The organism is Corynebacterium uberis (genome assembly GCF_020616335.1).
In the GTDB taxonomy this organism is placed as follows: domain Bacteria; phylum Actinomycetota; class Actinomycetes; order Mycobacteriales; family Mycobacteriaceae; genus Corynebacterium; species Corynebacterium uberis.
Map to the genome: position 1 here is coordinate 2,076,216 of NZ_CP085051.1, position 24,998 is coordinate 2,101,213.

A 24,998-nucleotide genomic window follows, 5' to 3' on the forward strand; every position below is an offset into this window, starting at 1 on the left:
GCTCCACGCCAAAGCGGAGGGAGACCGGATCATCATTGGAATGAATAATTCCTTATCTGAGCGCGACGTCAATGGACTACCGACTATCACACAGTGGCGCGCATAGGCGATGCACCATTGTCCGTCCCGTGGCTACACCGTGAAGAAGCGATCTCCCGGGCACTGACCACCAATATCATCCATATCAATTGTGTACGATGGATGCTTCACGGCAACCAGCACGCACTACCCCCACAGACATGACGTATCTCTCACTTTCCTGGGATGAAGAATTCCGAAGAGATCATGATTAACGCCGTAGAAGACGGCACAGTGGTTTTTCCGCACTTCCAGGCGGCCTGGTATGGGCTGCCCCCAGGTGAGACACGCACCTTCACCGTTCCAGACGAGGTGCGCGGGCATAGCCTCCACGCCGACTTCTGGGTGCACATCGACGATCGTCACGAGCAGCAGGACTGGCCCAGCCCGACCGAATAAGGCCGGGAATGTGGCCGCAGGCAAGGGATGACTTGAACACAAGAAAACCCTCATTAACCTGGGGGTTTTAGTGGTGGGCCCCGTGGGGATCGAACCCACGACCTGCGGATTAAAAGTCCGTAGCTCTACCAACTGAGCTAGAGGCCCAACAGCGCGCCGCGCCAGGCGGCACGCTCCCGGCTATTTTAGCCTGTGCCGGTGCCAGGTCAAGATTGGGGTCACTTCAGGCGCATGGTGCCGTTTTCTGCCAGGTTGAGGTGGAAGGAGAAGGCTGTGCCCAGGTCGTGGGGGGTCTGGGCGTAGGGGCCCTTGCCAGCGCGTTCCACGTATTCTTCCAGCTGCGCGCGGTAGTCCGGGTGGGCGATGGAGATCATCTTGGCTACGCGGTCGCGGGGGGCCAGGCCACGCAGGTCGGCGTAGCCGTATTCGGTGATGACCACCATGACGTCGTGTTCGGTGTGGTCGATGTGGGAGGCGAAGGGCACGATGGCGGAGATGGCGCCGTCCTTGGCTACGGAGGGGGAGATGAAGGAGGAGATGTAGCCGTTGCGGGTGAAGTCGCCGGAGCCACCGATGCCGTTCATGACGCGCGATCCGGAGACGTTGGTGGAGTTGATGTTGCCGTAGATGTCGGCTTCGATCATGCCGTTGGTGGCGATCAGTCCAACGCGCCGGATGACCTCAGGGTGGTTGGAGATCTGCTGGGGGCGCAGGATGATGGAGTCGCGGTAGCGGGCGGCTTCGGCGTTCATCTTCTCTGCGTATTCGGGCGACAGGGAGAAGGAGGTGGCGGAGGCGACGGTCATCTTGCCGGCGTCGATGAGGTCGACCATGCCGTCTTGAATGACCTCGGTGTAGGCCTGGATGTTTTCAAACTTGGAGTCCAGCAGTCCGGCCATGACTGCGTTGGGGACGTTGCCCACGCCGGATTGCATGACGTAGTGGTCATAGCTCAGGCGCCCGGCGGCGACTTCGCCTTCGAGGAAGTCCAGGAAGTTGCCGGCGATGCGCTGGGAGATTTCATCGGCGGGCTTGAAGGGGGCGTTGCGGTCGGGGTCGTCGGTCTCCACCACGGCGACGATCTTGGCGGGGTCGACCTCGATGTAGGTGGTGCCAATGCGGTCGCCGGGCGCGGTGATGGGAATGGGGGTGCGGTTGGGCAGTGCGGGGATGTGGTAGATGTCGTGCATGCCCTCCAGGTCGAGGGACTGCCAGGAGTTGACCTCCACGATGACCTTGTCCGCGGCGTTGATGAACTCCACGTTGTTGCCCACTGCGGAGGAGGGCACGATGTGGCCGTCTTCGGTGATGCGCACGGCCTCGACGATGGCGACGTCGAAGTTGCCAAAGAATCCCTGCTCGACGTACATGCCCAGGTGGGACAGGTGGATGTCCGCGTACTTGATGTCGCCGCTGTTGATCTTGGCGCGCATGGTGGGGTCGGACTGGTAGGGGGTGCGGAAGCGGACGGCGTCGGCTTCAGCAAGCACGCCGTCGCAGTCGGGCGCGGTGGAGGCGCCGGTGAAGACGTCGATGCGGAATTCCTCACCCCGGCCGTGGGCCTCCTTGGCGCGGCGCGCGATGGCGGAGGGCAGCTCCTTGGGGTAGCCGGCGCCAGTGAATCCGGACATGCCCACTTTGTCGCCGTTGTTGATGAAGGCGGCAGCGTCGTCGGCAGTCATGACCTTGGAACGCAGCTCGGCGTGAGCAATTCTTTCAGACATGGCAGGTACTCCTGGTTCTTCGTCGACTGGTGTGATCTACATCTCCGCAGTGGGAGAAGTGGGCACCAGAGTAGCCGAACATGGAGCCGTTTGCAGGATGCTTTCCGCGCCAAATGTGGGAATTTACCCCCACGGCACTCCCCCGCGCCGTGGCATGCACAATAAGAGGCGTGACTGTGCGCATCGGTAGCTTGACCCTGGCCTCCCCCGTCATCCTGGCCCCTATGGCCGGGGTGACCAACGTGGCCTTTCGCATGCTGTGCCGGGAGATTGAGCAGCGGCACACGGGGACGGTCTCTGGGCTGTATGTCTGCGAGATGATTACCGCCCGCGCCCTGGTGGAGCGCAATGAGAAGACCCTGCGGATGACCACCTTTGATCCGTCCGAGTCGCCGCGCAGCCTGCAGTTGTATACCACCGATCCGGCGTACACCTATGACGCGGTGAAGATGATTGTGGACAACAACATGGCCGACCATGTGGATATGAATTTCGGCTGCCCCATGCCCAAGGTCACCCGCCGTGGTGGCGGGGCCGCGCTGCCCTATAAGCGCCGCCTGTACGGCAATATTGTGGCCGCCGCGGTGCGCGCCACCGCGGGCACGGATATTCCTATTACGGTGAAGTTTCGCATCGGTATTGATGAGGAGCATCACACGCATGTCGACGCCGCCCGCATCGCCGCCGCGGAGGGTGCCGCGGCGGTCACGCTGCACGCCCGCACCGCCGCGCAGCGCTATTCCGGTTCTGCCCGCTGGGAGGAGATTGCTCGCCTGGTTGAGCACATGGATGGCACGGGGGTGCCGGTGCTGGGCAACGGGGACATCTTCGCCGCCTCTGATGCTGCGGCCATGATGGCGGCCACGGGCTGTGCGGGCGTGCAGGTGGGCCGGGGGTGCCTGGGCCGGCCGTGGCTATTTGCGGAGCTCTCGGCGCACCTGCGCGGCCAGCCCATCCCGCAAGAACCGACTCTGGGACAGGTGTGCGGGGTCATCGAGCGCCACGCGCAGCTGTTGGCCGAATATGAGGGCGAGCAGCACGCGTGCCGGGACATCCGCAAGCACATCGGCTGGTATTTGCGCGGCTTTCCCGTGGGTGGCCAGACGCGCCGCGAGCTGTCCCAGGTGACCTCGCTGGATCAGCTGCACGAGCGGCTGGCCCCGTGGGCGGAGTCGATGGAGCGGGCAGCCGCACCGGATGATGCGCGCGGGCGGCAGGGATCGGCGTCGACAATCGCGCTGCCGGATGGCTGGCTGGATGATCCGGAGGATCCCACCGTCCCGGTCGGCGCGGACATTGAAAACAGTGGCGGCTAACCTGCGGATATAGTGGTTTCATGCGCACAGCTTTTAGGGAACGTTTGGACGCCTTCGCCGCGGACGTGGTCGCGCTGTGCACCCTGGTCGAAGAGGTCCTGGCGCTGTCGACCCGGGCGCTGCTGCAGTCCTCTTTGCAGGCCGCGGAGGACGCCATGTCCCGGGAGCAGCAGGTACCTGCCGTGGTGCGCCGCTGCGAGGAGCGCGCCGTCAAACTGCTGGCTTTGGAGGGGCCGGTGGCCCGCGACCTGCGCCAGGTGGTGGCCTCTATCTACATCGTGGAGGACTTAGAGCGCATGGCCAGCCTGACGGTCCACGTGGCTAACGCCGCCCGGCGCCGCCACCCGGAGCCGGTGCTTTCTGCTGAGTTGCACCCGGCGTTTGATTCCTTGGCGCAGTTGGCTGCGGGGATGGCGGCCACGACTCGGACGCTGTTGACGCACCCGGATCCGCAGGCCGCGCAGGCGCTGGAGCGCGACGATGATGCCGTTGATCGCCTCCACGAGGCCATCATGACGGCGGTGACGCGCGCGGACTGGCCGGGCACTTCCCAGGAGGCTGTGGACGCCGCCTTGGTGGCGCGCTACTTCGAGCGCTTTGCGGACCACTGCGTCAACGTGGGTACGCGGGTGATCTACCTGGCCACCGGCGAGTACCGGGACTAGCCGAAGCGCCCGGCGATGTAGTCCTCGGTCTCCTTGCGGGTGGGGTTTTCAAAGATGGTGCGGGTGGGGCCCACCTCGACGAGCTGGCCGGGCTTGCCGGTGGCCTCCAGGGAGAAGAAGGCCGTCTGGTCGGACACGCGGGCGGCCTGCTGCATGTTGTGGGTGACAATGACGATGGTGAAGTCCTCCTTCAGCTCATGAATGAGGTCTTCGACGGCCAGGGTGGAAATGGGGTCCAGGGCCGAGCAGGGCTCGTCCATGAGCAGCACTTCGGGCTCCACGGCGATGGCGCGCGCGATGCACAGGCGCTGCTGCTGGCCGCCGGACAGCCCGCCGCCGGGCTTGTCCAGCCGGTCCTTGACCTCCTCCCACAGGTTCGCGCCGCGCAGGGACTTCTCCGCGACCTCGCGTAGGCGCTTTTTGTTTTTCACCCCCGCCAGCTTCAGGCCGGCCACCACGTTGTCTTCGATGGACATGGTGGGAAAGGGGTTGGCCTTTTGAAAGACCATCCCGATGGTGGTGCGCACGGACACCGCGTCGACCTTCGGGCCGTAGATGTCCTGGCCGTCGAGGAGGATGGAGCCGGTCACGCGGGTGTTCGGGGTGACCTCGTGCATGCGGTTGATCGCGCGCAGCACGGTGGACTTGCCGCAGCCGGACGGCCCGATGAAGGCGGTGACGGACTGGGCGGGCACGGAGAGGCTGACGTCCTGGACGGCGTGGAAGTCCCCGTAGAAGATGTTGACGTCTTGAAGCTCAAGCTTGGACATAGAAAAGTGCTCCTCCTTGGGGGCTAGTTCTTCACGGAGAATCGTGCGGAGATGAAGCGGGCGGCAATGTTGAGTACGGCGATGATGACCACGAGGGTCAGTGCCGCGCCCCACAGCTTGTCCAGCACGGCCGGGGCGGTGCCCGCCTTGTACATGTCCACCATCATCAGGGGCAGGGAGGACTGGGGCCCGTGCAGCGGGTCCCAGTTGATCGCCGGGGTGGAGCCCACCAGGATGAGCACGGGGGCGGATTCTCCCATGACTCGCGCGATGGCGAGCATGATGCCGGTGATGATCCCGGACAGCGCGGTGGGCAGCACCACGCGCAGGATGGTCACCCACTTGGGCACGCCGAGCGCCAGGGAAGCCTCCCGCAGTTCCTGGGGCACCACCCGCAGCATCTCCTCGGTGTTGCGCACGATCACCGGCACCATGAGCAGCACCAGCGCCAGCGAGACGGCCATGCCGGAGCGCTGGAAGCCGAACAGGACGATCCACAGGGAGTAGACGAACAGGGCGGCGACGATGGACGGCACGCCGGTAAGGATGTCCACCATGAAGGTGGTCAGCCGTCCCAGCCGCCCGCCGCGGGAGTATTCCACCAGGTAGACGGCGGTAAATACGCCGATGGGGATGGAGATGGCCGAGCAGATGGCCGTCTGCACCAGGGTGCCCACAATGGCGTGCAGCGCCCCGCCCTTGGGCTGGGTGTACATCACCCGGTTCTGCGACAGCGTCCACCAGTCGGCGTGCAGCAGCGGGGAGATCCCCCGCGAGATGAGCACGCACAGCACCCAGATCAGGGGGATCAGGGCGAGCGCCATGGTGGCATAGACGGCCACCGCAGCCACGGAGTTTGTTGCTTGTCGACGCCGCGAAATCCCGCCAAAGCTCGACCGCTTCGGAGTCAAGGTAGTCATGACAGCACCTTTCTATTTCTTGGCCACGAGCGCGCGGGCAATGGAGTTGACCACGAAGGTGAGCACGAAGAGCACCAGGCCGGCGGCGATATAGGCGCCGGCGGAAATATTGTTGTTGAACTCCGGGGCGGCGTTGGCGATTGCGGTGGCGAAGGTGGTGCCGCCGTCGAAAAGCGAGAACCGGAAGCCCGCCGCCGGGGAGATGACCATGTACAGGGCCATCGTCTCCCCCAGCGCCCGGCCCAGGCCCAGCATCGCCCCGGAGATGTAGCCGGACATGCCGAAGGGCAGGACCGTCATGCGCACGACTTCCCAGCGGGTCGCCCCCAGCGCCAACGCGGCCTCCACCTGGCCTTTGGGGGTCTGCACAAAGACCTCGCGGGCCGTGGCGGCGATGATCGGCAAGATCATCACGGCCAGGACGATCCCGCCGGTAAACAGGTTGCGCCCCGTGGCAAACGCCGGCGAATTGTCATACTGCGTAAACAGGAAGAACCCGCCCGCCCAGCGCGCCAGCCACTCGTAGAGCCCGGACAGCCAGGGCCCTAAGACCAGCCAGCCCCACAGGCCGTACACAATCGACGGCACCGCGGCGAGCATGTCCACCAGGTAGCCCAGCGGGCGCACCAGCCGCGCCGGCGCGTAATGGGACAAGAAGATGGCAATGCCCAACGCCACCGGCATGGCCAGGGCGAGGGCCACCACGGAGATGAGCACGGTCACGGCCAGCAGGTTGGGGATGCCAAAGTGCATGGCCTGGGTGTTTTGCGTCTCCCAAGGCCCGGCGTAGCTGAAGAATCCCCACAGTCCGCCCTCGTTGCGGCGCAACGCTGGCACCGCCCGCCACACCAGGAACACCCCGATGGCGGTGATGAGGACGGTGATCAGCGTCGCCGCGGAGGTGGACAGGCCACGGAAGATCCGATCCCCGGGACGGGTATGAGTTGAGCCCACGGTAGTCATCAACACCAACGGATCTACTTGATGGCCGCGACGGCCTGCGTCAGGCGCTCTAAGTGGCTGCCGGTGACCGGGATGTAGCCGAGCTCGGCAAGCTGATCATCCTGGGAGTGCAGCGCGACGGTGAGGAAGTCCTTCACCCGCGCGGCCGTGCCCTCGGACGCCCCGGCATTGGTGTAGTCCGAGCAGACGATCTCATAGGTGGTCAGCACCAGCGGGTAGGCGCCCTGCGCGTCCATGGAAAACAGCGCGTCCGAATCCACCACCATGTTGTTGCCGGTTCCCTTGAAGCTTAAGTTGTCCAGCGCCACGCCCACGGACTGCGCGTCCAGCGCCACCGGGCCGTGGCCGAAGTCAATGTTGGCCACCGTGATGGCGGGGTTGGCCTTGGCAAAGCCGGCCTCCACATAGGTCACCGCGCCGTCGATGTTGCCCACCTCCGTGGCCACGCCGTTGGAGCCGTTGGCCCCGGAGCCGACCTTCTGGGGGAACTGCTGGCCGGTGGTCTCCCACAGGTCCGGGGCGGCGGCCTTGAGGAACTTCTGGAAGTTATCAGAGGTACCCGACTCGTCGGAGCGGTAAACCACGCTGATCTGCTTATCCGGTAGGGAGGCACCCGGGTTCTCCGCCGCGATGGCCGGATCATTCCAGGACGTGATCTTCCCGGAGAAGATCTTGGCCACGGTGGGCACGGACAGGTTGATTTCCTCCACGCCATCAAGGTGGACGGCCACGGCCACGGGGCCGATGACAAACGGCAGGTGCCACGCATCCGAGCCGCAGCGCTGCTTGGCCTTGTCCACCTGGTCATCCTTGAGCGGGGAGTCGGACCCGGCAAAATCCACCTGCCCGCCGATGAAGTTCTGGCGCCCGGAGCCGGATCCGGACGAGTTATAGGCCAGGGTTGCCCCGCCCACGGCGTGGCCGTACTGGACGCCGAAGTAGTCCATGGCCTGCTGTTGCGAGGAGGCTCCCTCGGCGACGACCTGGCCTGCGGTGTTGCTCACACCGTCAATCTGGGTGGCGGAGGAGCTGCCGGTGTCTTCGGAGCAGCTGGCAAGCAGGGTCGTCGCGGCGAGAAGGGCGATGGAGCCGGTAACGCAGCGACGCGGAGAAATAGTCACGGACGGGACAACCTTTCTTACAAGGGGTAAGTGAAAGGGGCACACACGCTCCCTACCCTGGGCACGCTAGGCACCCTGAGCAACCCGTTGCCCAACGCCGCGTAAACGTCCGGTTAATTTCGTGATATCTTTACGTGTCTTCAGGGCTGCCTTAGTCCTTGGGGGCGAAAAGCACGTGCTCTTCTGCCACCACAAACCCCTGCGCGGCGTAGACCTTCAGCGCCGCGGCGTTGTCCGCCTCCACGTACAAGATGACCCGGCGCGCACCCCGCGCCACCTGGCGAGCCAGCCCCAGGCGCAGCAGCGGGCCGGCCAGCCCGCGGCCCTGGAAGTCCGGGTCGAGGCCGATGACGTAGACCTCGCCGAGGCCCTCGCCGTGCCACTTGGTCCAGTGGAAGCCCGCCAGCTCACCGGTGTCCTCCTGCCATAGCAGCAGCACGTCGGCGGGGTCGAACCAGTCCGCGTCCATCGCCCGGCGCAGGTCCGCGCGCGTCCACCCGCCCTGCTCCGGGTGCCAGTCGAAGGCCCGGTTGTTCACGGCCAGCCACGCCTCCTCCACGTGGTCGCTGCCCCACCGGGTGCACGATTCGGTCAGGTTGAGGCGGCGGTACCCCTCCGGCGCGGCGGCCCCTTCGGCGGCGTCCCGCAGCTGCGGGTCACTCAGCGCGAGCACCTGGAGGGTGCGCACCGGCTGCCAGCCGAGGGCATCGGCCAGCGCGTGGGCAGGCTCGGCGTCCGCACCCTGCTGGTGCAGCCACACCGGCAGGGGCTCGGCGCGCAGGAGCGCGGTGGCGATGCCGCGGCGTCGATAAGCGGGATCCACGGCGAGCTCTGCGGTAGTGCCGTCGGTGGCCCACAGCCCTACACACGCGCCGTCGCACAGCGCCAGCCGGTGGCGGTGGCCAAGCTCCGGCTCCACCAGTCCGCGCAGGAATTGCTCAGAAAACGCCCCGGAGGCGTGCGCACAGTCGACGGCCTGCTGGGTGGGGGTGGTCTGCTGTATCTCCATGAGTGCCACCCTAGTTGGCCGCGCCCCGTAGGATGATCCAGGTGAGTATCCCCCGGCCTGTCACCGTGACCGCCCTCGGCCTCACCGCCACCGTGGCGGTGGCCTGGTGCGCGGACGCCGTGGTGGCCACCCACGCCGAGCACGCCCTCTCCAGCGCCGTGGCCCACAACTCCCGCCTGGAGGTGGCCCCCAACGTCTACCTCGCCGGCTTGCCCTACCTGCAGGCGGTGGTCACGGGCAAGATCCCGCGGCTGTCAGTCGAGGCGCTTGACGTGGACACCCCCGGCTTGGGCCTGGTCAACGCGCGCACGGAGCTCGAGGCCGTCAAGGTCACGCCGCAGCAGGTTTTCAGCGGCGATCTCACCGGCGCGCAGGCGGAACTGGCAACCCGCAAGATTGGCCTGGACGGGGTGGCCGTGGGCGCCCAGCTGGGGATGACGGACCTGGATATTGCCAACCCCTATGACATCTCGCCGAAGGGCGGGCCGGCCGTTGAGGCGCAGCTGACCGGCACCCCGCATGGTTTTGACAAGCCCGTGACCGTCATTGTCACGCTGCGACTGTCCGGCCCCCAGTTCACCATGGAGCCGGTGGAGTTCCCGGACGTGCCCCCCGAGCGCATCGTCGCCGCCCGGCGCGCCTTCACCTGGACGCTCAACACCCGCTCGCTGCCCCTATCGGGCCAGGCCCAGGCCGTGTTTGTCACCGGGGGGTCGATCTACTTTGAGTCCCAGGCGCGCACCATCACCGTCGACTCCGCCGACCTGTCGCCCCTGGAGACCGCCCGCAAGTCTGACTTTGATAGCACCGACTACGGGCGCGGCTAGCTCAGCCGCACAAAGTCGCGCAGGATCTGCGGCCACGAGCGCTGCGCCAGCCGGGCGCGGTGCAGCGGCGCGATGACGCGCAGGGCGTCCGGGACGCAGCCCAGCTCCACGCGCATCCGGTCGCCCACGTATTCGCCGTCTATTTGCAGCTGGCGCGGCTGCGGGCAGGTCAGCACCACCTCGGTGGCGTCATCGCAGCGCACGGTGCGCCGGTTGATCCACCGCTCGAACCACCGATTGTGGCCCACCCCCACCAGGTGGAGCATGCTGGCCACCCCGCCCGGACCGCTCAGAGAGGTCAGCGCGAAGACCCCTAGGCCCCGGTCGAAGGAGTTCTCCGGGTTGGTCACCACCGGCAGCGGGCCCAAAAACGTCCACGGGTTGGTGTTGGAGGCCACGCACAGCGGCACGCGGCGCAGCACCAGGCCGGCGGCGCGGGGGCCCCGGGCGGTGACGTCCATGCGCGGCGGCACCAGTTGGGCGCGCACCCAGGCGTCGACGCAGACCACCAGGTAGCGCAGCGGGGTGGCGCTAAACCCCCGGGAGCGGGCGCGCTCGACTCGGGCGATGACGGTGGCGTCAATGCCTACCCCGGCGTTGACGGCGAACCAGCGGTCTTCCCAGGTGCCCAGGCAGATGCTGCGCACGTGGCGGGCGCGCAGCGCCGCGGCCAGCGCCCGGGCGGCGCGCACGGGGTCGGCAGAGTAGCCCAGGGCGCGGGCGAAGACGTTGGCCGATCCGGTGGGAATGATGCCCAGCGCCGGAACGTCGCCCCCGTCGCGGCGGCGCGAGACCGGACCGAGCAGCCCGTTGACGGCCTCGTTGACGGTGCCGTCCCCGCCGAGGACCACCACGGCGTCGAAACGCCCCGGCTCAATGTCTGCGCACAGTGTCCGCGCGTGCCCGGCGTGGTGGGTGGGCCGGGCGTGCAGCCGAATGCCCGGCACCGCCTGCAGGATGGCGATGACCTGCCGGAAGACTCGCGGCGTTTGGCTCGTCGAGTTGGGGTTAGAGATCAACAGCACATCCACGGCCACCACCCTACGGGGCGATTAGTACCCTGGGGGCCATGACGCAGCCGAATGAACCGAGTACCCCCAAGCTAGACGGCAACGCCGCGGTCAACCTCGCCGCGGAACAGTCCACGAACACCGCCGGGCGCAACATTCCGGCGTTGGAGGATCTGCCGATTAGCGCGGACACCGCCAACCTGCGCCAGGGCCCCAGCCTGCACGACGGCCTGCTCGCCCTGCTGCCGCTCGTCGGCGTGTGGCGCGGCCACGGGCAGGCCGATACCGCCGAGGACGGCCAGTACGCCTTCGGCCAGCAGATCACCTTCGCCCACGACGGGGAGAACTACCTCACCTACGAGTCGCGCCTGTGGCGCGTCGATGACAACGGCGAGCCCACCGGCTTGGACCAGCGCGAAAGCGGCTTCTGGCGCATCAGCCTGGACGACGACATCGAGTTCGTGTGCACCCACTCCACCGGGGTGGCGGAGATCTTCTACGGCCGGCCGGTCAACGAGCGGGCCTGGCAGGTCGAGTCCGCCTCCACCATGGTCACGGAGACCGGCCCGAAGGAGCTGGGCCCGGGCAAGCGCCTCTACGGCCTGATGCCCAATAACCACCTGGGGTGGGTCGACGAGCGCGTCGTCGATGGTCAGCTGCACCCGCGCATGTCGGCGGAGCTTGAGCGGGTGGTGGGCTAGGCCTGCGCGAGAGCGGCGTCGATAAGCGCCCGCACCTGCGCCTCATTGGCGGGGGCGGGCAGGTCGTGGTCATCGATGCGGGTGACCCGGGCGGCGGTGCGCACCGAGGAGACCAGCCACACCGACTCCGCGCTCAGCAGGTCCGCCACCGTCAGCTCCCGGGTTTTGCAGCGCCACCCGTGGGCGGCGGCATACTCGAAGAGCGCGTCCTGGGTGGTGCCAACCAGCACGTCCCCGCCGGGGGTGGGGGTGCGCAGCTTGTTGCCCTTGCGCACCACCACGACGGTGGAGGTTGCGCCCTCAAGCACGCGCTGGCCGTCGGTGTAGATGACGTCATCGCAGCCGTGCTTCTTCGCCCACCGCAGCGCGGCCATCGTCGCCGCGTAGTTGAGGGTCTTGGCCCCCAGGGTCAGCCAGGGCACCGCCTGCGCGCCGGCGTCGATGGTGTAGCCGCGCGGGCTGGTCATCACCGCCACGCCGGTCTCACGCTGGCGCAGCTGCTCGGCAGACAACCCCCGCACGGTCAGCCAGGCGCTGGGGATGCCGGTGGCGGCCCGGCCCCGGGTGTAGGTCCACGTGCACTGGGCGTCCGGGATGGGGCCATCGCCGAGGTGGGCGGCCCACGCGCGCGCCGCCTCGGCGGTGGCTTTGGCCCAGTAGCTCGGGTCCGGGGCGGGCAGATCAAGCAACGCCGCCGAGGCGATAAAGCGGTCGAGGTGGCGGCGCAGGTTCGCCGGCGCGGCGTCGCGGATGAGGATCGTTTCAAAGACGCCGTCTCCGCGGGTGACGGCGGCGTCATCGAAGAACACGCTGGGTAGCGCCGGGTTGTGCTGGCGCACCGAGCCCCCGAAGGGTTCGAGGACAAAGACGATCGGCGGGGCTACGTGTGCCGGAGGCAGTGGCATACCTTGGATTATGCCTTGCCCGGCGCGTTACCATGCAGTGGTGGCCGACTTTGACGCATCTTCGCCCTACCGCTCCCCCTTGCTCGACGTGCCGGGGGCGGCCGCCAACCAGGAGCCCGTCAGCGTGGACTGCCAGGGGGTGGCGTGGCATTACGGGGATCCTTTCGCCGAGCAGCGCGCCGTGTCCCACGGGGTGCTGGTGGACCGTTCCCACCGCGGAATCGTGCGGGTCAGCGGTCCGGATGCGGGGCAGTTCCTCAACAACCTGCTCTCCCAGAAGCTTCTCGACGCCCCCGCCGGCACCCGCGCCGCGGCCCTGGACCTGGACATGCAGGGCCACATCCTCCACCACGCAGACGTCACCGTGGCGGCTACCAACACGGACTACTACCTGGATCTGCCCGCCGAGCAGGCGGACTCGCTCACGGCGTTTCTGCGCCGCATGGTCTTCTGGTCCCAGGTGACCATCGAGCCCACCGATCTGGCGCTGGTCACGGTCCTTGGCCCCGGGGCCGCTCCCGACGGCGCTGTGTGGGCCGCCGCCTACCCGTGGGGCGGGTGCCCGCGTATCGACGCCGCCGTCCCCCGCGCCGAGCTTTCCTCCCTCGCCGCAGGCCCCCTGCCCCTGGCGGGGCTCATGGCGTTTACCGCCGAGCGCGTCCACGCCCTGTGGCCGGAGCTGCCCGCGGACCTGGATGCCCGCTCCATTCCCCACGAGGTGCCGGCCTGGATTGGCCGCGGCGACCTGCCGGGCGCGGTGCACCTGGATAAGGGCTGCTACCGCGGCCAGGAGACGGTGGCCCGGGTAGAAAACTTGGGCCGCGCGCCGCGCCTGCTGGTGCTGGCGCACCTGGATGGCTCGGCGCCCACGCAGCCGGCCCCGGGTGATCCCATCACGGCCGGGGGGCGGGCCGTGGGCCGGGTGGGCACGGTGGTTCATGATCATGAGCTTGGGCCCATCGCGCTGGTGTTGCTCAAGCGCTCCGCCCTCGGCCGGCCACTGGCTTCTGGCGAGGTGGCGCTGAGCGTGGATGAGGCGAGCGTGCCGCGCACGGAGAACGCGCAGGCCGGGCGCCGGGCGATCGATGCCCTGCGCGCCAAGCCATTGATATCCCCCACGAACTCCGCGCCACCGAAGCCACGAACTTAGCCCACAAACCCGCAGGTCAGGGCCTGGAGCGGAAATTTCTGCGCGTAACCGCTATTGTGTCTAACAGGAATAGACATACGAGAAAGCCGATGGGGCATCCGAATTCCCTGGATTGCCCTCAACCTCAAGGGGGTCATGGCCATGGGTCGCGGTCGCGCGAAGGCGAAACAGACCAAAGTCGCACGCCGATTGAAGTACAGCACGCCAGAGATGGACCTTGAGTCCTTGCAGCGAGAGCTCGCGGGGCAGGCCCCGCAACGCTCCTATGAGGCCGTCTCGGATCCGTACGCACAGTATGGGTCCTGGGATGATGAGGGAGATGACACCAGCCGCTAACTCCCGGCGCCGCAGAGAAAGGCAGTCAGGCATTGCGCCTGACTGCCTTGCTGCGTATGTGGTGGCCTAGCCCGCGATGAACTCTTCGAGCTGGGCGCGCGCCTGATCGTCCGGAAGCTGGTTCGGCGGGGACTTCATCAGGTAGGAACACGCCGGCAGGATGGGCCCGCCGATGCCCCGGTCCAGTGCGATCTTGGCCGCACGCAGGGCGTCGATGATGATGCCCGCCGAGTTCGGCGAGTCCCACACCTCCAGCTTGTACTCGAGGTTAAGCGGCACCCCACCAAACGCGCTGCCCTCCAGGCGCACGTAGGCCCACTTGCGGTCATCGAGCCACTCGACGTAGTCCGAAGGCCCGATGTGGACGTTACGGTCCGCGATCTTGCCGGCCAGGGGCCCGTCGACCAGGTTGGAGGTCACCGACTGCGTCTTGGAGATCTTCTTGGACTCCAGCCGCTCCCGGTCCAGCATGTTCTTGAAGTCCATGTTGCCGCCCACGTTGAGCTGGCTGGTGCGCTCCAGGCGCACCCCGCGCTCCTCAAAGAGCCGGGCGAGCACCCGGTGGGTGATGGTGGCGCCAACCTGGGACTTCACGTCATCGCCCACGATGGGCAGGCCGGCGGCCCGGAACTTCTCGGCCCACTGCTCATCGCTGGCGATGAACACCGGCAGCGCGTTGACAAAGGCGCAGCCCGCATCGAGGGCGGCCTGCGCGTACGCCTTGTCCGCCTGCTCGGAGCCCACCGGCAGGTAGGACACGAGCACGTCGGCGTGGGTGTCGCGCAGCTTCTGGGCGACGTCGATAGGCTCCGCGCTCGACTCCTCGATGGCCTGCCGGTAGTGCACCCCCAGCCCGTCGAGGGTGGGGCCGCGGTCCACGGTCACGCCCAGGTTGGGAACCTCGGCGATGGTGATGGTGCAGTTGCGGGAGGCCCGGGTCGCCTCGGACAGGTCCACGCCCACCTTGGCGGCGTCCACGTCAAAGGCGGCAACGAACTCGATGTCGCCGACGTGATAGCCGCCAAAGTCGACGTGCATGAGGCCCGGGACGTGCTCCTCGGCGGGGGTATCCCGGTAGTACTCCACCCCCTGGATCAGCGAGGTGGCACAGTTGCCCACCCCCGCTATGGCGACCCGAATGCGCTGGTCGGTCATGAAAATCCTTCCTGGTCAACGTCTTGCTTGCACCAGGATGGTAGGCCCGATCGGGGGCGATAAGGGGCGGGTTAGCCAGCTGTATCGGTCAAGGTGTCCGGATTAATAGCCCGGGTGGTTGCCGGTGAGCACCACTCGCGGGCCGTCCTCGGTGGCCTTGGCTACCTCACCGATGACAAAGCTGGGCACGTGGCGGGCGGCGAGCATGGCCAGGGCGCGCTCGCTGTCGGCCGCGGAGACCACCGCCACCATGCCCACGCCCATGTTGAAGGTCTTGTCCATCTCTTCCTGGGAGACCTTGCCCAGCGAGGAGATGGTGCGGAAGATCTGGCCCGGCGTCCACGCCCCGCGGGAGATGGTGGCGCGCAGGTGCTCAGGGATGACGCGGGCGAGGTTGCCGGCCAGCCCGCCGCCGGTGACGTGGCAGAAGGTGTGCACGTCACACTCGGCGGCCAGCGCCAGGCAGTCGAGCGCGTAGATGCGGGTGGGCTCCAGGAGCTCTTCGCCCAGGGTGCGGCCAAAGTCCTCCATCTCCGCGTCCAACGGCAGCCCGGCGCGCTCTAAGAGCACGTGGCGGGCCAGGGAGTAGCCGTTGGAGTGCAACCCGGAGGATTCCATGGCGATGAGGACGTCGCCGGCGCGGACGCGATCGGGCCCAAGCACCTCGTCGGCCTCAACGACGCCGACGGCGGTGGCGGAGACGTCATAGTGGCCGGGTTCCATCACGCCGGGGTGTTCGGCGGTTTCCCCGCCGAGCAGGGCGCAGCCGGCCTGCACGCAGCCCTCGGCGATGCCGGAGACGATGGCGGCCACGTGCTCGGGCACGACCTTGCCCACGGCGATGTAGTCCTGAAGGAAGAGCGGCTCGGCGCCGCAGACAACGAGGTCATCGACGCACATGGCCACCAGGTCGATGCCGATGGTGTCATGGATGTCCAGGGCCTGCGCGACGGCGAGCTTGGTGCCCACGCCGTCGGAGCCTGCCGCCAGCAGCGGCTTGCGGTACTTACCTAATTCGAACAGGCCCGCAAACCCGCCGAGCCCGCCGCGCACCTCCGGCCGGGAGGCGCGCTTGGCCAGGGGAGCAAACAGCTCGACGGCGCGCTCGCCGGCTTCGATGTCTACTCCGGCAGCAGCGTAGGAGGTCATGGGTGATCCTTTCGGGGTTGGTTTAACGGTCGGCGGGGGTTGCTTGGAGTTGGGCGACGAGCTCGGCGTTGCTGTTTCCGGCGGGCAGCCCGAGCGGGTAGTTGCCGTCGAAGCAGGCGGCGCACAGCTGTTCTGGGCGCTGCTCGGTGGCCTCGATCATCTGCTCGACGGAGACGAACGCCAGGGAGTCCGCGCCGATGGCGGTGCAGATGTGGTTGGCAATATCGGCGTCGTCGGCAGAGTCCCCGGAGTTGGCAATCAGCTCCCCGGGGCTGGCAAAGTCGATGCCGTAGAAGCAGGGCCATTTCACCGGCGGGGAGGCGATGCGCACATGGACTTCGGCGGCGCCGGCCTCGCGCAGCATGCGAATCAGGGCGCGCTGCGTGTTGCCGCGGACGATGGAATCATCCACCACGATCAGCCTTTTTCCGGCGATGACCTCGCGCAGCGGGTTGAGCTTGAGCCGGATGCCCAGCTGGCGCAGCGTCTGGGAGGGCTGGATGAAGGTGCGGCCCACATAGGAGTTCTTTACTAGGCCCTGGCCGAAGGGAATACCGGACTCGCGGGCGTAGCCCACGGCGGCCGGGGTGCCGGACTCGGGAACCGGCATGACAAGGTCGCCGTCTGTGGGGAACTCGCGGGCTAGTCGGCGCCCAATTTCTACGCGGGCGGCATTGACGGTGCGCCCGCGGATGACCGAGTCGGGGCGGGCGAGGTAGACGTATTCGAAGACGCAGCCCTTGTGGTTGGTGGGGGCGAAGCGCTCGGAGCGCACGCCGGCGGCGTCGATAGCCACCATCTCGCCGGGCTCGATTTCCCGAACAAAGGACGCGCCGACGATGTCCAGGGCACACGTTTCAGAGGCAACCACCCAGCCGCGGTCGAGCCGCCCCAGCGCCAGGGGCCGCACCCCGAAGGGATCGCGCGCGGCGTAGAGGGTCTTGCCGTCCGTGAACGTCAGGCAGAACGCGCCGTGGACGCGGGGCAGCAGTTCGGCGGCGGCGGCGAACACGGAGGTGTCATCGTTGACGTTGTGGGCGAGCAGGCTGGTGAGCACGTTGGTGTCTGAGGCGGAGTCGGCGTCCAGGACGCCGAGTTCCAGGGCCTCGTCGCGCAGCTGCTGGAAGTTGACCAGGTTGCCATTGTGGTCCAGGGCGATGTCCACGCCGTTGGGGGTGGTGCGGAACATGGGCTGGACGTTGTTCCAGTCGGTGCCGCCGGCGGTGGAATAGCGGGTGTGGCCAATAGCCACGTCGCCTTCGAAGGCGCCCAGCAGGTCCTCGTCGAAGATTTGGGAGACGAGCCCCATGTCCTTGTAGACGATGATGCGCTCGCCGTCGCCGACCGCGATGCCCGCCGCCTCCTGGCCGCGGTGCTGCAAGGCGAACAGCCCAAAGTAGGTAAGTTTGGCCACCTCCTCGCCCGGAGCCCACACTCCGAATACGCCGCATTCCTCCCGCGGTTTCGTCTCGCCGCGGTCATCAAGACGCGCAGGTTCGGCGGGAGCGGGAGTGGTAGTCGGTGGTGTGCAGAACAGGTTCCTGGATGCCACGGGCAACATCATAGCCACGCAACCGGTAGCACACTAATGACCAATGGGCAGCCAGTGCGCCACCTCCCCGGCGCGCGCGCCGGACGCGTCGACTCCGCCGCGGGCCAGGGCGGCAGCAAAACTCTCTATTCCCAGTGCCAGGCGCACCCACGTCCACGGGTCCATCTCCACCACATTGGGCGGGGTTCCGCGGGTGTGGCGGGGCCCATCGATGCACTGCACGGCCACAAACGGCGGTACCCGCACCTCCACGGATTTGCCCGGGGCGACCTCGGCGAGCCGGCGCACGCTGGCCCGCACCGCCGCGGCGAGCACGGCCCGGTCGGGGTGGGGATGCTGCTGGGGTTCGCGCGCCCAGTCCGCGAGTCCCGCAAGCTGGGCGTTCGGGGTGTTCGGGGTGTCCATTGCCGCTATCCTAGCTGTCATGACACCACCAGCAGCGCCGTCCCGCCCGCACGAGGTCACCCTACGTTTCATGGCCGCGCCCACGGATATTGTGTTGGCCGGTTCGCATGGGGTGGGTGGCGGCCGGGTCTTGGAGTGGATTGATAAGGCCGCCTACGCGTGCGCGACGCAGTGGTCCGCCACGTATTGCGTCACCGCCTATGTGGGCCATATTCACTTCACCCGGCCTATTCCCTCGGGCCACCTGGTGGAGGTGCGCTCGCGCATCGCTATGACGGGGACGTCGTCGATGCACATCGTCAATGAGGTCCTGTCCGCCGACCCGCGGGAGGGCGTGTTTAGCCGCGCCTGCGATTGCCTGGTCATCTTCGTGGCCATGGATCCCACCACGGGCCGGCCCACGCAGGTGCCCACCTTTGTGCCCCGCACCCCGGAGCAGGAGCGGGTCCTCGACGCCGCCCGGTCGCGCATTGAGCTGCGCCGGGCCATCGAGGAGGAGATGGCGCGCCAGACCTACGCGGGCCCGTCCGACGCCCCGCGGCTGATCACCCGCTTTTTGGCCAAGCCCACGGACGTCAACTGGGGCGGCAAGGTCCACGGCGGCACCGCGATGGAGTGGATCGATGAGGCGGGCACGGCGTGCACGATGGAATTCTCCGGGGAGCATACCGTGGCGGTGTATGCCGGGGGGATCCGCTTCTACCAGCCGATCTGCATCGGCGATCTCATCGAGGTGGATGCTCGACTCATGCGTACCGACGCCCGTAGCATGCAGATGTCCATCCACGTGCGCGCCGGCGACGCTCACCGCGGCCGGGCCGAGCTGGAAACCGCCATCCACGCCTCGGTGACGTACCTGGCCCTCGACGTGGATGGCCAGCCGCTGCCGGCCCGCCCATTCGTCCCCGTCACCCCCGAGGATCAGCGCCTGGCCGAGCACGCCACCGTGCTGCGTGAGCTGCGCGCCGAGTACTCCCCCCGCCCATTGATCACACCTAGGCGTGCCCAATATCTGGACTAGCAACCGGCAGTCCTAAGATGTCCTGCGTTAGTTTTCCCGCAGCCATCGGAGGCCCACCACGCGCACCCTTACTACCGACGTCCTGGGGCTGCGCGCCGCGCGCCGCCGCGCCCGCCGCTGGGCGATAGCCACCGCCGTCGTCCTGGCCGCCACCGCGCTCATCAGCGTCGGCGCCGGCCCGGTGCCCATCAGCCCCGCCGACAGCCTCCACGTCATCGCCCACCACCTGCTGGGCACCCCACTGGACCGCGCCGTGGAGCTATCCGACGCCATCGTGTGGGACATCCGCGTGCCCCGCACCCTCCTGGGCATATGCGTCGGCGCCGGGCTGGCACTCGCCGGGGCGGTCCTGCAAACCCTGGTGCGCAACGTGCTGGCCGACCCTTTCGTCCTGGGCATCAACTCCGGCGCCTCCACCGGCGCGGCGCTGGCGATTTTGACCGGCGCCGGGGTCGCTCTCGGCGACTACGCCCTCCAGGGCTGCGCCTTCTTAGGCGCCCTGGCCGCCTCCGCCGTGCTGTTTATGGTGGCCCGCTCCCAGGGCAGGCTCACCGCGCTGCGCCTGCTCATGGCCGGGGTGGCGCTCGGCTATGCGCTCTCCGCCGTAACGTCCTTTGTCATCTTCGCCTCCGATGATGCCCAAAGCTCCCGTTCGGTGATGTTCTGGCTGCTCGGCTCGCTCGGCCTGGCCTCCTTCAACGGCTCGCTGGTGGTGGTCGCCAGCATCGTTGTCCTCGCGCTGGTGGTGCTGGTGGCCGCAGCACCGCACCTGGATGCGCTGGCCATCGGCGATGAGACGGCCTGGAGTCTGGGAATCAACCCGGAGCGCTTCCGGGCCGGGCTCCTTGTCATCGTGTGCCTGCTCGTCGGCGCCATCGTGGCCATGGCCGGCTCCATAAGCTTCGTGGGCCTGGTGGTCCCCCACCTGGCGCGCCGCGTCGTCGGCGGCGCCCACCGGGCCGTCCTGCCGCTGTCCGCGCTGGGCGGGGCGGTGCTGCTGCTGTGGGCCGATATTGGGGCGCGCACGCTGCTGGCCCCGCGAGAGCTGTCCATCGGCATCATCACCGCCCTGGTGGGCGCCCCGTTCCTGCTGCTCCTGGTCCGCCGCATGTACCGCACCACTGAATAGAAAGAACCCCCATGAAGTCCGTGACCCCCATTGCCTGCATGCTTGCGCTTGCCGCGGCGTCGATAAGCGCCTGCTCCTCCACCCCCACCGAACCGTCGGCCCAGGACACCACCGTGACCAACTGCGGGCGCGAGGTGGCCTTTGGCGCCGAACCGCAGCGCGTCACCCTGCTCAAACCCGCCGCCGTGACCACCCTGGCCGGACTCGGCGTCCTCGACCGGGTGACCGCGCGGGCCGGACAATACCCCGACGACTACTTCGACGCCGCCACCCGCTCGACGCTGGCAGCCATCCCCTCGCTCAGCGACAAACTCGACACCAGCGGGCACCTCCAGATCTCCAAAGAAGAGGTGGTGGCCAGCCGCCCGGACCTGGTGCTGGGGTTTACTGACACCGTCAACCGCCAAACCATGGCCGACACGCACATTGCCACCCTCGAAGAACCCGCCTTCTGCGGCGCGCTAAGCGGCCCCGCCAGCTGGGAGGACGTCTACGCGGAGATCCGCCTCTACGGCACCGTCTTCCACCGCGAGCAGCGCGCCGAAGAGATGATCGCCCAGGCCCGCGCCCGCATCACCGGACTCGAAGGCCACGCCGCCGGAGCCGGACGCAGCGTCGCCGTGATCTACCCCACCATCGGCGGCGGGGTGACCTACGCCTACGGCACCGCATCCATGTCCCACCCGCTAGTGACCTCCGCGGGCCTGCGCAACGTCTACGCCGACAACACCCAGCGCGTCTTCGAAGTCACCGCCGAAGACCTCATCTCCCGCAACCCGGACGTCATCATCGCCCTCTACTCCAGCGGGGACGCCCAGCAGGTCACCCAGGCCGTGGCCAGCATGAAGGGCATGGACCGCGTCTCCGCCGTCGCCCAGCACCGGATCATCCCCCTGCTGCTCAACTTCGCCGAGCCGCCCACCCCCTTGGCCGTCACCGGCCTCGAACGCCTGGACGCCGCCTTGTGATCCGCGCCCGGGACCTCGCCGTGGCGGGCATCCTCACCGACATCAACCTCGACGTCCCGCCCACCAGCACCGTCGCGCTCGTCGGGCCGAATGGCAGCGGCAAAACCACCCTGCTGCGCACCCTGGCCGGAACCCGCCGGCCCACCTCCGGCACCGTCCACATCGACGGCACCGACCTGGCCGACCTGCGCGGGCGAGACCTGGGGCGCGCCATCGCCGTGGTCGCCCAAGAACACGACGCAGACATCCCCCTGACCGTCGCCGAACTGGTGCTCCTCGGCCGGCTGCCCCACCGGGGCTTCCAGGCCCGGCCCACCGCCGCAGACCAGGACATTGCCGCCCACTACCTGGACGCGCTGGGCCTGCTGCCGCTGGCCCGCCGCCCCTGGTCCAGGCTCTCCGGCGGGGAGCGCCAGCGCGCGCTCATCGCCCGCGGCCTGACCCAGCAGGCCTCCTACCTGCTGCTCGACGAGCCCACCAACCACCTCGACGTGCGCTACCAATTCGACGCCCTCGACGCGGTTGCCCGCCGCGACGGCGGCGCCGTGGTGGTCCTCCACGACCTCAACCTGGCGGCCCGGTATTGCGACACGGCCATCGTCCTCAACGCCGGCGGCATCGTCGCCCAGGGCACCCCCGACGCCGTGTTTATCCCCGAGATCCTCGAGCCGGTCTACCGCACCCGCGTGACCCGCATCGAGCACGCGGGCCGGCCCACCCTGCTGTTTGACAGCGCCACCTAGGCGCCCACCACCACCATCCACACGGCGACAAGATGCACCACCGCGGCCACGAGCGTGGCGGCGTGGAAATGCTCGTGGTAGCCAAACCAGCGGGCCTGGCGGCCGGGCCAGCGCGCCCCATACACCACCGCCCCGGCGGTGTAGATCAGGCCGCCGGCAAACAGCAGCCACACCACCGCCGGGCCGGCGTGCACCCACAGCTGAGGGATCAGCGGCACGATGAGCCAGCCCAGCGCCAGGTAGACCGCCACGTCCAACCAGCGGGGATGCTCGATCCAGCCGATGGACAAAAACCCCGCCGCCGCAGCCCCAGCCCACGCGATGGACAGCATGACCGCGGCCGCGACCGGGCGCAGCACGATCAGGCACAGCGGCGTATACGTCGCCGCGATGAACACGGCGATGGTGGAGTGATCAGCACGCCGCCAGCGGCGCACGGTCTCGCTGCGCCGCCAGGGGCCCAAATGATAGGCGGCGGACACGCCAAAGAGCAGCACAAAGCCCACCGCGTAGACGGTCACCCCCAGGGCCTGCCACCAGGCGAGCGTCATCCACGCGTAGGTGACCAGCACCGCCCCGGAGACCAGGCCGCCGAGTGCGGCGATGAGGTGGATGACGCCGCGCAGGGCCGGCCGGGGTCCGCGGTCATACGGGGCGGGGCCTGCCATTGGGCTATTCCACCACCGCATTCGCTCCGGCCGCGTGGCCGAACAGGTCCGGCAGCGTTGCCTCCCAGGCCTGTGCCAGCTCGTCGAGGTTGAGGGTGTGGTCCTGGCCGCTGCTGCGCAGCACCAGGTTGCGCTCGGAGGTGGTGGCGCCGATCCGGGCGATGGGGACCCCGGCGCTGGCGGCAGCGGCCTCCACGGCGTCGGCCCGGTCCGCGGTGGTGGCCACCACGGCGCGGGAGGCGGACTCGGAGAACAGCGCGACAGTGAGGTCCTCGTGCACCTGGTCGAGCTCTACCTCAAGGCCGCCGGGGCTGCGCAGCGCCAGCTCCACCAGCGTCTGGGCCAGTCCGCCCTCGGAGACGTCGTGGGCGGCGGTCAGCGCCGTGTTGCCCACGAAGAAGCGGGCGAGCGCTTCCTCGTTGGCCAGGTCCACGGCGGGCGGCATGCCTTGCAGGGCGCCGTCGGCGACCTGCTGCCAGATGGATCCGCCGAGCTCGTCGTGGGTGCGGCCCACCAGGTAGATCACTTCCGGCTCTGCGACGGTGCCCAGGTCGTGGCCGATCGCGTCGGCGACGTCATCGATGACGCCGAGGACGCCGACGACCGGGGTGGGCAGGATCGGCTCGTCGCCGGTTTGGTTGTAGAAGGACACGTTGCCGCCGGAGACCGGGATGCCCAGCTGTGCGGCGCCGTCGGCCAGCCCGTGGACTGCCTCGCGGAACTGCCACATCACGTCCGGGTTTTCCGGGGAACCAAAGTTCAGGCAGTTGGTCACTGCCACCGGCCGGGCACCGGTGACCACCACGTTGCGGTACGCCTCAGCCAGGGCGAGGCGCGCACCGGTGTTGGGGTCCAGGTAGGTGTAGCGCCCGGAGGCGTCGGCGGAGATGGCCACGCCGCGCCCGGAGGTTTCATCGATGCGCAGCACGCCGGCGTCGGAGTCCTTCGCCTTGACGGTGTTGCCGCGCACGTAGCGGTCATACTGCTGCGTGATGAACGCCCGGGAGCACAGCGCCGGCGAGGAGACCATGTCCCGCACCGCCTGCGCCACGTCGGTGACCGTGCTTACCGACGCCGCCTCCTGCACCTTGTCCTGCCACTGCGGGCGGGCATAGGGGCGCTCGTAGACGGGGGCCTCATCAGCGATGGTCGCCGCGGGCGCGTCCACCACGACCTCGCCGTGGTGGGTGATCACCAGGTGATCGCCCGTGGTGACCTCGCCGATTTCGGCGCAGGTGACGTCCCAATGCGCACAGATCTGTGTGAAGCGCTCCACGTTCTCGGGGGTGACAACGGCGCACATGCGCTCCTGCGACTCGGAGGCCAGGATCTCCGCGGCGCTCATGTGCTCTGCGCGCAGCGGCACCGCATCCAGGTTGACGGCCATGCCGCCGTCGCCGGAGGCCGCCAGCTCGGAGGTGGCGCACGCCAGGCCCGCCCCGCCGAGGTCTTGGATGCCCACCACGACGCCGGCCTGGTACAGGTCCAGGCAGCATTCGATGAGCACCTTCTCCGCGAAGGGGTCGCCGACCTGCACGGCCGGCAGCTTGCGCTGGGCGCCGTCCTCGAAAGTGTCGCTGGCCAGCACGGATACCCCGCCGATGCCGTCCAAGCCCGTGCGGGAGCCAAAGAGCAGGACCTTATTGCCCGTGCCGGAGGCGAAGGCCAGTTTCAGGTCCTTGGTTTTCAACGTGCCCACGCACAGCGCGTTGACCAGGGGGTTGCCCGCATAGGTGGGGTCAAAGACGGTCTCGCCGCCGATGTTGGGCAGGCCCAGGCAGTTGCCGTAGTGGGAGATGCCGGCGACGACGCCGGGCAGCACCCGCTGGGTGTCGGGGGCGTCGGCAGGCCCGAAACGCAGCTGGTCCATCACCGCGATCGGGCGCGCGCCCATGGCCATGATGTCGCGGACGATGCCGCCCACGCCCGTGGCCGCCCCCTGGTGGGGTTCCACGTAGGAGGGGTGGTTGTGGGATTCGACGCGGAAGGTCACCGCGTTGCCATCTCCGATGTCCACCACGCCCGCGTTCTCGCCGATGCCCGCGAGGAGTTTGGCGTTCATCTCCGGGGTGGTGGTCTCCCCGAAGTAGCGCAGGTGCACCTTGGAGGACTTGTAGGAGCAGTGCTCGGACCACATCACCGAGTACATGGTCAGCTCCGCGTCGGTGGGCCTCCGGCCCAAAATGGAGCGGATGCGCGCGTATTCGTCATCCTTGAGGCCCAGCTGTGCGTAGGGTTGCACGGCATCCGGGTCCTCGATAGCCCGCGCGACAGTGTCATTGTTGACGATGCCAGTCATCTTGTGTGGACTTCC

The 24,998-nt window shown here is 68.1% G+C and carries 25 protein-coding genes and 1 tRNA gene; 11 read left to right on the plus strand and 15 right to left on the minus strand.

The features are described from left to right. Positions 1–264 precede the first annotated feature (264 nt). Positions 265–477, plus strand: coding sequence for a hypothetical protein (locus LH390_RS09470; RefSeq protein WP_227281560.1), 213 nt, complete (start codon positions 265–267; stop codon positions 475–477). Positions 478–548: 71 nt separating this feature from the next. Here the strand turns inward: LH390_RS09470 and LH390_RS09475 are convergent. Both LH390_RS09475 and scpC read right to left on the minus strand, forming a co-directional pair. Continuing rightward, positions 549–624, minus strand: a tRNA-Lys gene (locus tag LH390_RS09475). A 71-nt stretch (positions 625–695) separates the two neighbouring features. Continuing rightward, positions 696–2,201 (minus strand): succinyl-CoA:acetate CoA-transferase ScpC, encoded by a 1,506-nt coding sequence (gene scpC / locus LH390_RS09480; RefSeq protein WP_227281559.1) that lies wholly within the window; start codon positions 2,199–2,201, stop codon positions 696–698. A 170-nt stretch (positions 2,202–2,371) separates the two neighbouring features. Between scpC and dusB the strand changes: the two genes are divergently transcribed. Together dusB and phoU are read left to right on the plus strand one after the other, a co-directional pair. Next, positions 2,372–3,517, plus strand: a complete 1,146-nt coding sequence (dusB, locus tag LH390_RS09485; RefSeq protein WP_227281558.1) for a tRNA dihydrouridine synthase DusB — start codon at positions 2,372–2,374, stop codon at positions 3,515–3,517. Between the two features lie 20 nt (positions 3,518–3,537). Then, entirely contained in the window at positions 3,538–4,182 is a 645-nt protein-coding gene (gene phoU / locus LH390_RS09490) for a phosphate signaling complex protein PhoU (protein WP_227281557.1), read from the plus strand. Here phoU and pstB read toward each other — a convergent pair. From pstB to mshD, 5 genes are all read right to left on the minus strand, one after another. Further along, positions 4,179–4,952 (minus strand): phosphate ABC transporter ATP-binding protein PstB, encoded by a 774-nt coding sequence (gene pstB, locus LH390_RS09495; RefSeq protein ID WP_227281556.1) that lies wholly within the window; start codon positions 4,950–4,952, stop codon positions 4,179–4,181. The genes phoU and pstB overlap by 4 nt on opposite strands. Positions 4,953–4,975: 23 nt before the next feature. Beyond that, positions 4,976–5,872 (minus strand): phosphate ABC transporter permease PstA, encoded by an 897-nt coding sequence (pstA, locus tag LH390_RS09500; protein WP_227281555.1) that lies wholly within the window; start codon positions 5,870–5,872, stop codon positions 4,976–4,978. Between the two features lie 12 nt (positions 5,873–5,884). Next, a complete protein-coding gene (pstC, locus tag LH390_RS09505; RefSeq protein WP_227288210.1) occupies positions 5,885–6,835 on the minus strand; it encodes a phosphate ABC transporter permease subunit PstC in 951 nt (316 codons plus the stop codon). 14 nt (positions 6,836–6,849) lie between these two features. After that, a complete protein-coding gene (gene pstS, locus LH390_RS09510) occupies positions 6,850–7,956 on the minus strand; it encodes a phosphate ABC transporter substrate-binding protein PstS (protein ID WP_399524975.1) in 1,107 nt (368 codons plus the stop codon). Positions 7,957–8,107: 151 nt separating this feature from the next. Next, on the minus strand, positions 8,108–8,965 hold the full coding sequence (gene mshD, locus LH390_RS09515; protein WP_227281554.1) for a mycothiol synthase: 858 nt from the start codon (positions 8,963–8,965) through the stop codon (positions 8,108–8,110). A 32-nt stretch (positions 8,966–8,997) separates the two neighbouring features. Between mshD and LH390_RS09520 the strand changes: the two genes are divergently transcribed. Then, positions 8,998–9,792: an LmeA family phospholipid-binding protein gene (locus LH390_RS09520; protein ID WP_274709877.1), complete on the plus strand. Its 795-nt coding sequence runs from the start codon at positions 8,998–9,000 to the stop codon at positions 9,790–9,792. Here LH390_RS09520 and LH390_RS09525 read toward each other — a convergent pair. Then, the gene (locus tag LH390_RS09525) at positions 9,789–10,823 is read right to left on the minus strand and encodes a diacylglycerol/lipid kinase family protein (RefSeq protein WP_227281553.1); all 1,035 of its coding nucleotides are present in this window, start codon (positions 10,821–10,823) and stop codon (positions 9,789–9,791) included. The genes LH390_RS09520 and LH390_RS09525 overlap by 4 nt on opposite strands. A gap of 38 nt (positions 10,824–10,861) precedes the next feature. Here LH390_RS09525 and LH390_RS09530 point away from each other — a divergent pair, with 38 nt between their 5' ends. Beyond that, a complete protein-coding gene (locus tag LH390_RS09530) occupies positions 10,862–11,503 on the plus strand; it encodes a heme-binding beta-barrel domain-containing protein (RefSeq protein WP_227281552.1) in 642 nt (213 codons plus the stop codon). Here LH390_RS09530 and LH390_RS09535 read toward each other — a convergent pair. Continuing rightward, positions 11,500–12,408: an aminodeoxychorismate lyase gene (locus LH390_RS09535; RefSeq protein WP_227281551.1), complete on the minus strand. Its 909-nt coding sequence runs from the start codon at positions 12,406–12,408 to the stop codon at positions 11,500–11,502. The two genes, LH390_RS09530 and LH390_RS09535, sit on opposite strands and share 4 nt — an antisense overlap. A gap of 40 nt (positions 12,409–12,448) precedes the next feature. On the opposite strand from LH390_RS09535, the gene ygfZ reads away from it, so the two are divergent. Both ygfZ and LH390_RS09545 read left to right on the plus strand, forming a co-directional pair. Next, on the plus strand, positions 12,449–13,558 hold the full coding sequence (ygfZ, locus tag LH390_RS09540) for a CAF17-like 4Fe-4S cluster assembly/insertion protein YgfZ (RefSeq protein WP_227281550.1): 1,110 nt from the start codon (positions 12,449–12,451) through the stop codon (positions 13,556–13,558). Positions 13,559–13,699: 141 nt separating this feature from the next. Beyond that, positions 13,700–13,894, plus strand: coding sequence for a DUF3073 domain-containing protein (locus tag LH390_RS09545; protein ID WP_227281549.1), 195 nt, complete (start codon positions 13,700–13,702; stop codon positions 13,892–13,894). 66 nt (positions 13,895–13,960) lie between these two features. Here the strand turns inward: LH390_RS09545 and LH390_RS09550 are convergent, their stop codons facing one another. From LH390_RS09550 to LH390_RS09565, 4 genes are all read right to left on the minus strand, one after another. Beyond that, the gene (locus LH390_RS09550) at positions 13,961–15,049 is read right to left on the minus strand and encodes an inositol-3-phosphate synthase (protein ID WP_227281548.1); all 1,089 of its coding nucleotides are present in this window, start codon (positions 15,047–15,049) and stop codon (positions 13,961–13,963) included. 102 nt (positions 15,050–15,151) lie between these two features. Next, positions 15,152–16,198: a phosphoribosylformylglycinamidine cyclo-ligase gene (purM, locus tag LH390_RS09555; RefSeq protein ID WP_227281547.1), complete on the minus strand. Its 1,047-nt coding sequence runs from the start codon at positions 16,196–16,198 to the stop codon at positions 15,152–15,154. A gap of 22 nt (positions 16,199–16,220) precedes the next feature. Next, on the minus strand, positions 16,221–17,759 hold the full coding sequence (gene purF, locus LH390_RS09560) for an amidophosphoribosyltransferase (RefSeq protein ID WP_399524980.1): 1,539 nt from the start codon (positions 17,757–17,759) through the stop codon (positions 16,221–16,223). 24 nt (positions 17,760–17,783) lie between these two features. Then, on the minus strand, positions 17,784–18,155 hold the full coding sequence (locus tag LH390_RS09565; RefSeq protein WP_227281546.1) for a sterol carrier family protein: 372 nt from the start codon (positions 18,153–18,155) through the stop codon (positions 17,784–17,786). A 19-nt stretch (positions 18,156–18,174) separates the two neighbouring features. Here LH390_RS09565 and LH390_RS09570 point away from each other — a divergent pair, with 19 nt between their 5' ends. The 4 genes from LH390_RS09570 to LH390_RS09585 all read left to right on the plus strand — a co-directional run bounded on the left by LH390_RS09570 (position 18,175) and on the right by LH390_RS09585 (position 22,016). After that, the gene (locus LH390_RS09570) at positions 18,175–19,176 is read left to right on the plus strand and encodes an acyl-CoA thioesterase (RefSeq protein WP_227281545.1); all 1,002 of its coding nucleotides are present in this window, start codon (positions 18,175–18,177) and stop codon (positions 19,174–19,176) included. An 82-nt stretch (positions 19,177–19,258) separates the two neighbouring features. After that, on the plus strand, positions 19,259–20,305 hold the full coding sequence (locus tag LH390_RS09575) for a FecCD family ABC transporter permease (protein WP_227282703.1): 1,047 nt from the start codon (positions 19,259–19,261) through the stop codon (positions 20,303–20,305). An 11-nt stretch (positions 20,306–20,316) separates the two neighbouring features. Further along, positions 20,317–21,273: an ABC transporter substrate-binding protein gene (locus LH390_RS09580; RefSeq protein WP_227281544.1), complete on the plus strand. Its 957-nt coding sequence runs from the start codon at positions 20,317–20,319 to the stop codon at positions 21,271–21,273. Beyond that, complete coding sequence (locus tag LH390_RS09585; RefSeq protein WP_227281543.1) at positions 21,270–22,016, plus strand: ABC transporter ATP-binding protein; 747 nt, start codon at positions 21,270–21,272, stop codon at positions 22,014–22,016. The genes LH390_RS09580 and LH390_RS09585 overlap by 4 nt, the downstream gene beginning before the upstream one ends. Here LH390_RS09585 and trhA read toward each other — a convergent pair. Both trhA and purL read right to left on the minus strand, forming a co-directional pair. Next, entirely contained in the window at positions 22,013–22,684 is a 672-nt protein-coding gene (gene trhA, locus LH390_RS09590) for a PAQR family membrane homeostasis protein TrhA (protein WP_227281542.1), read from the minus strand. The genes LH390_RS09585 and trhA overlap by 4 nt on opposite strands. Before the next feature lie 4 nt (positions 22,685–22,688). Further along, positions 22,689–24,983, minus strand: coding sequence for a phosphoribosylformylglycinamidine synthase subunit PurL (gene purL / locus LH390_RS09595; RefSeq protein ID WP_227281541.1), 2,295 nt, complete (start codon positions 24,981–24,983; stop codon positions 22,689–22,691). Positions 24,984–24,998: the final 15 nt, after the last annotated feature.

What these genes read in the sequence shown, in the direction of transcription:
- pstC (WP_227288210.1), bottom strand. Translation starts at nt 6,835, where the DNA reads ATGACTACCGTGGGCTCAACTCATACCCGTCCCGGGGATCGGATCTTC.
- LH390_RS09530 (WP_227281552.1), top strand. Translation starts at nt 10,862, where the DNA reads ATGACGCAGCCGAATGAACCGAGTACCCCCAAGCTAGACGGCAACGCC.
- LH390_RS09470 (WP_227281560.1), top strand. Translation starts at nt 265, where the DNA reads ATGAAGAATTCCGAAGAGATCATGATTAACGCCGTAGAAGACGGCACA.
- phoU (WP_227281557.1), top strand. Translation starts at nt 3,538, where the DNA reads ATGCGCACAGCTTTTAGGGAACGTTTGGACGCCTTCGCCGCGGACGTG.
- purL (WP_227281541.1), bottom strand. Translation starts at nt 24,983, where the DNA reads ATGACTGGCATCGTCAACAATGACACTGTCGCGCGGGCTATCGAGGAC.
- scpC (WP_227281559.1), bottom strand. Translation starts at nt 2,201, where the DNA reads ATGTCTGAAAGAATTGCTCACGCCGAGCTGCGTTCCAAGGTCATGACT.
- LH390_RS09565 (WP_227281546.1), bottom strand. Translation starts at nt 18,155, where the DNA reads ATGGACACCCCGAACACCCCGAACGCCCAGCTTGCGGGACTCGCGGAC.
- LH390_RS09535 (WP_227281551.1), bottom strand. Translation starts at nt 12,408, where the DNA reads ATGCCACTGCCTCCGGCACACGTAGCCCCGCCGATCGTCTTTGTCCTC.
- pstB (WP_227281556.1), bottom strand. Translation starts at nt 4,952, where the DNA reads ATGTCCAAGCTTGAGCTTCAAGACGTCAACATCTTCTACGGGGACTTC.
- LH390_RS09570 (WP_227281545.1), top strand. Translation starts at nt 18,175, where the DNA reads ATGACACCACCAGCAGCGCCGTCCCGCCCGCACGAGGTCACCCTACGT.
- trhA (WP_227281542.1), bottom strand. Translation starts at nt 22,684, where the DNA reads ATGGCAGGCCCCGCCCCGTATGACCGCGGACCCCGGCCGGCCCTGCGC.
- LH390_RS09545 (WP_227281549.1), top strand. Translation starts at nt 13,700, where the DNA reads ATGGGTCGCGGTCGCGCGAAGGCGAAACAGACCAAAGTCGCACGCCGA.
- LH390_RS09580 (WP_227281544.1), top strand. Translation starts at nt 20,317, where the DNA reads ATGAAGTCCGTGACCCCCATTGCCTGCATGCTTGCGCTTGCCGCGGCG.
- purM (WP_227281547.1), bottom strand. Translation starts at nt 16,198, where the DNA reads ATGACCTCCTACGCTGCTGCCGGAGTAGACATCGAAGCCGGCGAGCGC.
- mshD (WP_227281554.1), bottom strand. Translation starts at nt 8,965, where the DNA reads ATGGAGATACAGCAGACCACCCCCACCCAGCAGGCCGTCGACTGTGCG.
- LH390_RS09550 (WP_227281548.1), bottom strand. Translation starts at nt 15,049, where the DNA reads ATGACCGACCAGCGCATTCGGGTCGCCATAGCGGGGGTGGGCAACTGT.
- LH390_RS09520 (WP_274709877.1), top strand. Translation starts at nt 8,998, where the DNA reads ATGATCCAGGTGAGTATCCCCCGGCCTGTCACCGTGACCGCCCTCGGC.
- pstA (WP_227281555.1), bottom strand. Translation starts at nt 5,872, where the DNA reads ATGACTACCTTGACTCCGAAGCGGTCGAGCTTTGGCGGGATTTCGCGG.
- purF (WP_399524980.1), bottom strand. Translation starts at nt 17,759, where the DNA reads ATGTTGCCCGTGGCATCCAGGAACCTGTTCTGCACACCACCGACTACC.